This window comes from Mesorhizobium sp. M7A.F.Ca.CA.003.01.2.1 (genome assembly GCF_003998945.1).
GTDB lineage: Bacteria > Pseudomonadota > Alphaproteobacteria > Rhizobiales > Rhizobiaceae > Mesorhizobium > Mesorhizobium ciceri.
In genome coordinates this window covers 1-6,611 of the sequence record NZ_RZRA01000218.1, presented here as the reverse complement: position 1 = coordinate 6,611, position 6,611 = coordinate 1, and the positions used below count along the sequence as shown (strand labels likewise).

6 protein-coding genes and 2 pseudogenes are annotated in these 6,611 nt (G+C 65.5%); 6 read left to right on the top strand and 2 right to left on the bottom strand.

What is annotated here, in order from left to right:
• The 6 genes and pseudogenes from EN969_RS11620 to EN969_RS11595 all read left to right on the top strand — a co-directional run.
• A pseudogene (locus tag EN969_RS11620) lies at positions 1–202 on the top strand (CDP-alcohol phosphatidyltransferase family protein); the annotation flags it as partial.
• A 48-nt stretch (positions 203–250) separates the two neighbouring features.
• Positions 251–2,038, top strand: a complete 1,788-nt coding sequence (locus tag EN969_RS11615; RefSeq protein ID WP_181172674.1) for a bifunctional alpha/beta hydrolase/class I SAM-dependent methyltransferase — start codon at positions 251–253, stop codon at positions 2,036–2,038.
• Positions 2,039–2,043: 5 nt separating this feature from the next.
• A complete protein-coding gene (locus EN969_RS11610; RefSeq protein WP_024504851.1) occupies positions 2,044–3,369 on the top strand; it encodes a phosphatase PAP2/dual specificity phosphatase family protein in 1,326 nt (441 codons plus the stop codon).
• A complete protein-coding gene (locus EN969_RS11605; protein WP_024504852.1) occupies positions 3,366–3,809 on the top strand; it encodes a hypothetical protein in 444 nt (147 codons plus the stop codon). Before EN969_RS11610 ends, EN969_RS11605 begins: the two co-directional genes overlap by 4 nt.
• Positions 3,806–4,468 carry a lysophospholipid acyltransferase family protein gene (locus EN969_RS11600; protein WP_024504853.1) on the top strand — a complete coding sequence of 221 codons (663 nt, stop codon included), beginning with the start codon at positions 3,806–3,808 and terminating at the stop codon, positions 4,466–4,468. Before EN969_RS11605 ends, EN969_RS11600 begins: the two co-directional genes overlap by 4 nt.
• On the top strand, positions 4,468–5,403 hold the full coding sequence (locus tag EN969_RS11595) for a phosphatidate cytidylyltransferase (RefSeq protein WP_063167715.1): 936 nt from the start codon (positions 4,468–4,470) through the stop codon (positions 5,401–5,403). The genes EN969_RS11600 and EN969_RS11595 overlap by 1 nt, the downstream gene beginning before the upstream one ends.
• 25 nt (positions 5,404–5,428) lie before the next feature.
• Here the strand turns inward: EN969_RS11595 and EN969_RS11590 are convergent, their stop codons facing one another.
• A complete protein-coding gene (locus EN969_RS11590) occupies positions 5,429–6,415 on the bottom strand; it encodes an iron ABC transporter permease (RefSeq protein WP_081714386.1) in 987 nt (328 codons plus the stop codon).
• Positions 6,416–6,444: 29 nt separating this feature from the next.
• Positions 6,445–6,611, bottom strand: a pseudogene (locus EN969_RS36720) (ABC transporter substrate-binding protein); the annotation flags it as partial.

Genomic DNA, 6,611 nt, shown 5'->3' with positions numbered 1-6,611 from the left:
CGCCGCCAAGATCGGCCGCAACTATGCCGGGCCGTTCGGCAAGAGCGACAGGGCGCTGGCGCTTGGCGTCGTCGCCGTGCTGTGCGCCCCAGGGCTGTGGCCGGCATCGATCGCGCCATTTGTGTTTCCGGCCATGGCAACGCTTTCGCTGCTGACCGCCATAAACCGGATACGCGCCGGGCTTATTGGCAGCGCCAGCTGAGCATCGAGGCTCGCCATGCCGCCAGTGGGGCCGCCAGAGGGAAAGACCATGATGCACGAACCGGTCGCCGCCGCGGCCACGGAAAGCCTTGCGCGGCAAGCGCAGGAGCGGGTCTTCCGCAGCCATGACGGGACGGAGATCTTCTACCGATTCTGGCCGGCGGCTTCGGCCGATGCCAAAGGCGCGATGGTGCTCTTCCATCGCGGCCACGAGCATGGCGGCCGCATGGCCCATCTCGTCGATGAATTGCGGATGCCGGACCACGCCTTCTATGCCTGGGATGCCCGCGGCAATGGCCGTTCGTCCGGCGAGCGCGGCTATGCCCCGTCCTTCTCGGCGCTGGTGCGCGACATCGACTGCTTCATGCGCGAGATCGCTGAAAGGGATGGCTTCGCCACGCGCGATATCGCGCTGATCGCGCAGTCCTTCGGCGCCGTTCTGGCCGCCGCCTGGGTGCATGACTATGCGCCGAAGCTGCGCGCCATGGTGCTGGCCTCACCGGCCTTCTCGGTAAAACTCTACGTGCCCTTCGCCAAGGAGGGCATAGCGCTCTGGCAGAAGATCAAGGGCCGCTTCTTCGTCAATTCCTACGTCAAGGCGAAATTCCTGACCCATGATCCCGTGCGAATCGCCTCTTTCGAGAGCGATCCACTGATCACGCGGCCGATCGCTTCCAACATCCTGGTCGAACTCTATCAGCATGCAGCCCGCATCGTTGCGGACGCCCGCGCCATCACCGCGCCGACGCAGCTTCTGCTTTCGGGCAGCGATTGGGTCGTGCGCCACGGCCCGCAGCACGAGTTCTTCGTCAATCTCGGCAGCCGCATCAAGGAACGTCATGTGCTGCCGGGCTTCTTCCACGACACGCTGGGCGAACGCGACCGGGCAAAGGCCCTCGACCTGATCCGGCCGTTCCTGGCCAGGCAGTTCGCGGCACCGGATGCGCCGGTCGACCTGAAGCAGGCGGACATTGCCGGCTACACACGCGACGAGGCCGACCGGCTTGCTTCACCGCTCGCGTTGATGTCGCCAAAGGGCCTCTATTGGGCATTCAGCCGCGCCTCCATCCGCATGGGCGCCTGGGTCTCCCAAGGCATGAAGACCGGCATTGCCACCGGCTTCGATTCCGGCTCGACGCTGGATTATGTCTACGAAAACGACGCGCGCGGACTTACGCCCCTTGGCCGCGTCGTCGACCGTGTCTTCCTGGAAGCTATCGGCTGGCGCGGCATCCGCCAGCGCAAGCTGCATCTCGAAGAACTGATCGGCTCTTGCCTGGCAACGCTCAAGACCACTGGCCGGCCAGTGCATATTCTCGACATCGCCGCCGGCCACGGCCGCTATGTTCTCGATGCCATCGTGAAGAGCCCCGACCAGCCGGCGAGCGTGCGTCTGCAGGATTATTCCGACCTCAACGTGCAGCTTGGCCGCAAGCTGATCACGGAGCGGCAATTGCCGGCTGACGTCACGTTCCAGCGCGCCGACGCTTTCGATGCCGACGTGCTCGCCAACGCCGATCCGGCGCCGGACCTCGCCATCGTTTCCGGCCTCTACGAGCTATTCTCGGACAATGCGATGATCGCCCGGTCGCTCGGTGGATTGGCCAGCGCCATGCAGCCGGGCAGCCTGTTGCTCTACACCAACCAGCCTTGGCACCCGCAGCTCGAGATGATCGCCCGCAGCCTGACCTCGCATCGCGGCGGCGAGGCCTGGGTGATGCGCCGGCGCACGCAAGGCGAAATGGACCAGTTCGTCGAAGCCGCCGGTTTCGAAAAGCTCGACCAGCGCATCGACCAATGGGGCATCTTCACCGTCTCGCTCGCGCGGCGCCGCTGAGCAGCATGGTGTCATCGCCTGCATCCGTGGCGCGTGCCGAACCCTATAGCCGGGTGGTCGTCAGGGCAGCCCTGTGGCTGGCCTTCCTGGCGCCGTTCTTCTATCTCAGCTACGGCTTCGCCAACTGGCTGGCGTCGCGGCGCGACGATGTCGGCAGTATCGTGTTCTCGTGGGAGCACGGCATCCCGTTCGTCGCCTGGACCATCGTGCCCTATTGGTCGATCAACCTGTTCTACGGCCTGTCGCTGCTGCTCAACAACGACAGGCAAGGGGTCGACCGTCTGGCCGGACGCTATCTCACCGCGCAAATCGTCGCCGTTATCTGCTTCATCCTGTTCCCGCTGACCGCTACATTCGTGCGGCCGGCGACGACCGGCCTGCCCGGCTTCCTGTTTGCCGTGCTCGGCGGTTTCGACAAGCCGTTCAACCAGGCCCCCTCGCTGCACATCGCCCTTTTGGCGATCATCTGGGATCATTGGCGCCACCGGCTCGGCGGGTTGCTCCTGCCGCTCTGGCACGGCTGGTGCTTTCTGATCGGCGCCTCGGTGCTGACGACCTGGCAGCATCACTTCATCGACATCCCGACCGGCGCGCTGCTCGGGTTCTTTGCGCTGTGGCTGTTTCCGCGCAGCGGCGCATTGCCGTTTGCAGGCTTCCGGCTGACCAACGATGCGAAAGCGCGGCGGCTGGCGCGGTTCTACGCTATGGGCGCCGTCCTCGCGCTGGCCGGTGCCGCGCTCGGTGCCTACGTTTGCGCCGTCGCGCTCTTCCTGCTTTGGCCGGCGCTGGCGCTGGCCATCGTCACCCTCGCCTATGCAGGGGCAGGCGAAAAAGTGTTCCAGAAATCCGCCGATGGCAGCATGACGCTTGCAAGCCGTGTCCTGCTCTTGCCTTATCGCCTCGGCGCCAGGGCAAACATATGGGCCTGGACGCGCAATCTTGCCCCCCAGGTGGCGATTGCCGAAGGTGTCTTTCTCGGGCGCTTTCCCACGGCAAGCGAGGCCAACAGCTTCGGCACGGTCATCGACCTCGCCGCCGAACTCGAAAAGCCGGCGACAACCGATTGCCGCTGGATCAGCTTTCCGATGATCGACCTGTTGCCGCCGCCACTGGCGATACGGCAACAGGCAGCCGGCGCGCTGGAGAATGCACGCCGCGACGGCACCGTCCTGGTGTGCTGCGCGCTCGGCTTCCAGCGCAGCGCCGGCGTCGTCGCCGAATGGCTGGTGGCGACCGGCAGGGCCGGGACGCCGACGCTCGCCCGCGAGATGCTCGCGGCCGCCGGCCGGCCGGTCCACCTTGCAGAGGCCACTGGGCGGGCGGCGTCATGACAGGCAATACCTATCAGGACCGCACCGACCGCTTCGCCGGCATGCTGATGCGACAGGCCGCGTGGCCGGCCGCAATCGTGCTGACCGCAAATGTCCTTGCGCCTCTAGCCGCGTCGGCGCGCGGTGCCTTCGAGACCTTGCCCGCGGCCATCGCTTTGTCGATCGCCGCCGCGAGCGCGGTTGCTGTGCTGGCGCTGTCGGCATTGCTGGCATTCGACGCGCTGCTGTTCCGACTGATGGCGAGCCATGACGACGAAGCTTCCGGCGGTGCCGCGGTGGATGACATGTTGGCGCGCATGCGCCTGAAACCGGCTCCGTTCGCGACACGCTTGCTCGATGACCGCATGGCCGGCACAAGCCGCTTGCTGTTCAAGCAACGCGCTGCCCTGGCTCTGTTTGCCGCAGCGCTTCTGGCGGCAGGGTTTTGGGCGCCGCGATGAACAAGCTTTCGCTCAAGACCTTCACCTTGCTGCAGACGGTAACCTCCGTCGGCCTGTCGGCTCTGGCCCGGATGGTGACCGGGGTGCGGCCGATCTGGAACGGCAGCCTGCCCTCCGAGCGGCAGCGCATCTATTTCGCCAATCACACCAGCCATGGCGACTTCATCCTTTTGTCGGCCTGTCTCAGCGAAAGGGAGCGCGCGATCACCCATGCTGTTGCCGCAGGCGAATATTGGGGGAAGTCGCGGCTGCGCCGCTTTATCGCGCAGGACATCTTGTCGTCCGTGCTCATCAACCGGCAATGGACGAGACCTGAGGAAAACCCCATCGAGATCATGCTGTCGGTTCTCGACCAAGGGCACTCGCTTATCCTGTTTCCCGAAGGCACACGCAACATGACCGAAGAGCCGCTGCTGGCGTTCCGCTCCGGGCTCTACAATCTGTCGACGGCGCGGCCTGAGGTCGAGCTGATCCCGTGCTGGATCGAGAACATGTCGCGCGTGCTGCCCAAGGGCCAGTTCCTGCCGGTGCCGCTGCTGTGCCGCGTCGTTTTCGGCGCGCCTGTCGCGGTTGGCCCGGGCGAAGAACGCCGCGCCTTTCTCGAGCGCGCCCACGCCGCGCTTCTGGCGCTCAACCCGCGTCCCGAGCGAGACGATTGATGCGCCACGAGATCTCCATCCTGATCATCGGCCTGCTGGCGGTTTTGACCACCGCCAGCATCGTCGCCACCATCCTTTCGGCGCGAGCGCCGAAGCCGCTGAGCTCGACGCTTGTCAATCTCACGCAGCGCATCAACGCCTGGTGGGTGATGGTGGCGCTGATGACGGTCGCCTTCTTCTTCGGCCGTTACGGGATGACCATCCTGTTTGCGCTGATTTCCTTCGCCGCGCTGCGCGAATTCGTGACGCTGACGCATACGCGCCGCAGCGACCATTGGGTGCTGCTCGGCATGTTCGGCATCATCATCCCGTTTCAGTACTGGCTGGTGTGGACCGCCTGGTACGGGCTCTTCGTCATCTTCATTCCGGTCTACTGCTTCCTCTTGATGCCGGCCATCACGGCGCTGCATGGCGACACCGAACGCTTCCTCGAGCGGATCGCCGCGCAGCAATGGGCGGTGATGATCTCGGTCTATTGCGTCAGCCACGTCCCCGCCCTGCTGACACTCGACGTGCCAGGCTTCGAAGGCCGCACCTTGCTGCTGATCGCCTTCCTGATCATCGTCGTGCAAGGCAGCGACGTGCTGCAGTACATCTTCGGCAAGCTGTTTGGTAAACACCGGTTTTCGCCGAACGTCTCGCCGTCGAAAACCTGGGAAGGGCTGATCGGCGGATTGGTGTCGGCGAGCCTGCTCGGCGCGCTGTTGTCGTTCGTGACGCCCTTCTCGGCGCTGCAGGCGGCAGGCGTGGCCTTCGTCGCCTGCTCGATGGGATTCCTAGGCGGGCTGGTCGCCTCGGCCATCAAGCGCGACCAGGGCGTCAAGGACTGGGGCCATCTCATCGAAGGCCATGGCGGCATGATGGACCGCACCGACAGCCTGGTCTTCGCCGCCCCGGTGTTCTTCCACATCGTGCGCTATTTCTGGACTGTGTGATCCGGCGACCGGTTGCCAAAGGCGCTCAAAGCCGGTTGCGGATCAGCATGGTGACGACGAAGAACGCACCGACCGAGCTGGTGATGATGCCGATCGGCAGTTCCTGCGGCGGCAGCAGCGTTCGGGCCAGAAGATCGCTGGCCAGCAAAAGCACCGCGCCGAAGACGGCGCAGCTGGCAACCAGGCGCAGATGCAAGGGGCCTGCCAGCGGCCGCGACAGATGCGGGATCATCAGCCCGACGAAGCCGATGACCCCGGCGACAGAGACCAGGATCGCCGTCGAGAAGGCGGCGACGAGAAACGTCATTCGGCGCATGCGCGCCACTGGCACGCCAAGGCTTTCGGCGGCGTTTTCGCCGGCCAGGAAGGCATCGAGCCGGCGGTGGTTCCACAGCGCGTAAGCCAGAATGGTGCCCGCACCCAGCGCGCCGAGCCAGATATTGTCCCAGCGCGCCAGGCCAAGGCCGCCCATCGTCCAGAACAACACGGAGTGGGCGGCGCGCTGGTCGCCGGCAAAGACCAGGTAGTTGGTCAAGGCGGTGAACATGAAGGACACGGCAAGGCCGGCGAGGATCAGCCGCTCCGGCCCTTGGCCCCTCACCCGCGCGACCAGCAGCAGGACGACGCCGGCGGCCAATATGCCGCCGGTGAAGGCCGCGACCGGCAACGTCCAGATGCCAAAGCTGTCGCCGAAGACGGTGATGACGGAAACGGCACCGGCGGCGGCGCCCGACGACAGGCCGAACAGGAACGGATCGGCGAGATCGTTGCGGGTCACTGTCTGCAGCAGCGCGCCGACGACGCCGAGGCCCGCGCCGACGCAGATGGCCAGGATCGTGCGCGGCAGCCGCAGATCGACGACGATCTTGCCGACCGGCCCGGACACGTCGTGCCCGCCTAAGCCGATTGCGCGGCCAAGCGCTGCTACAACGTCGGCCAGCGGGATCAGCGTCGAGCCATAGGCGATCGACAGCAGAGCGAGAGCGGCGATCGCCGCCGCTCCCGCCAGCATGGCCAACGCAAATGCCGGATGGCGCAAGCTCAAAATGCTTCCGGGTGCATGGCCTTGGCGATCTTGTCGATCGCTTCGATGTTGGCGGGTCCAGGCGTCAGCTCGGCGTAGCGGAGGGCGACGAAGCGCTCGTTCTTGACCGCGTCTGTCTCCTTCATGGCCGGATGCGCTTTCAGGAAATCGAGCAGCTTCCTGT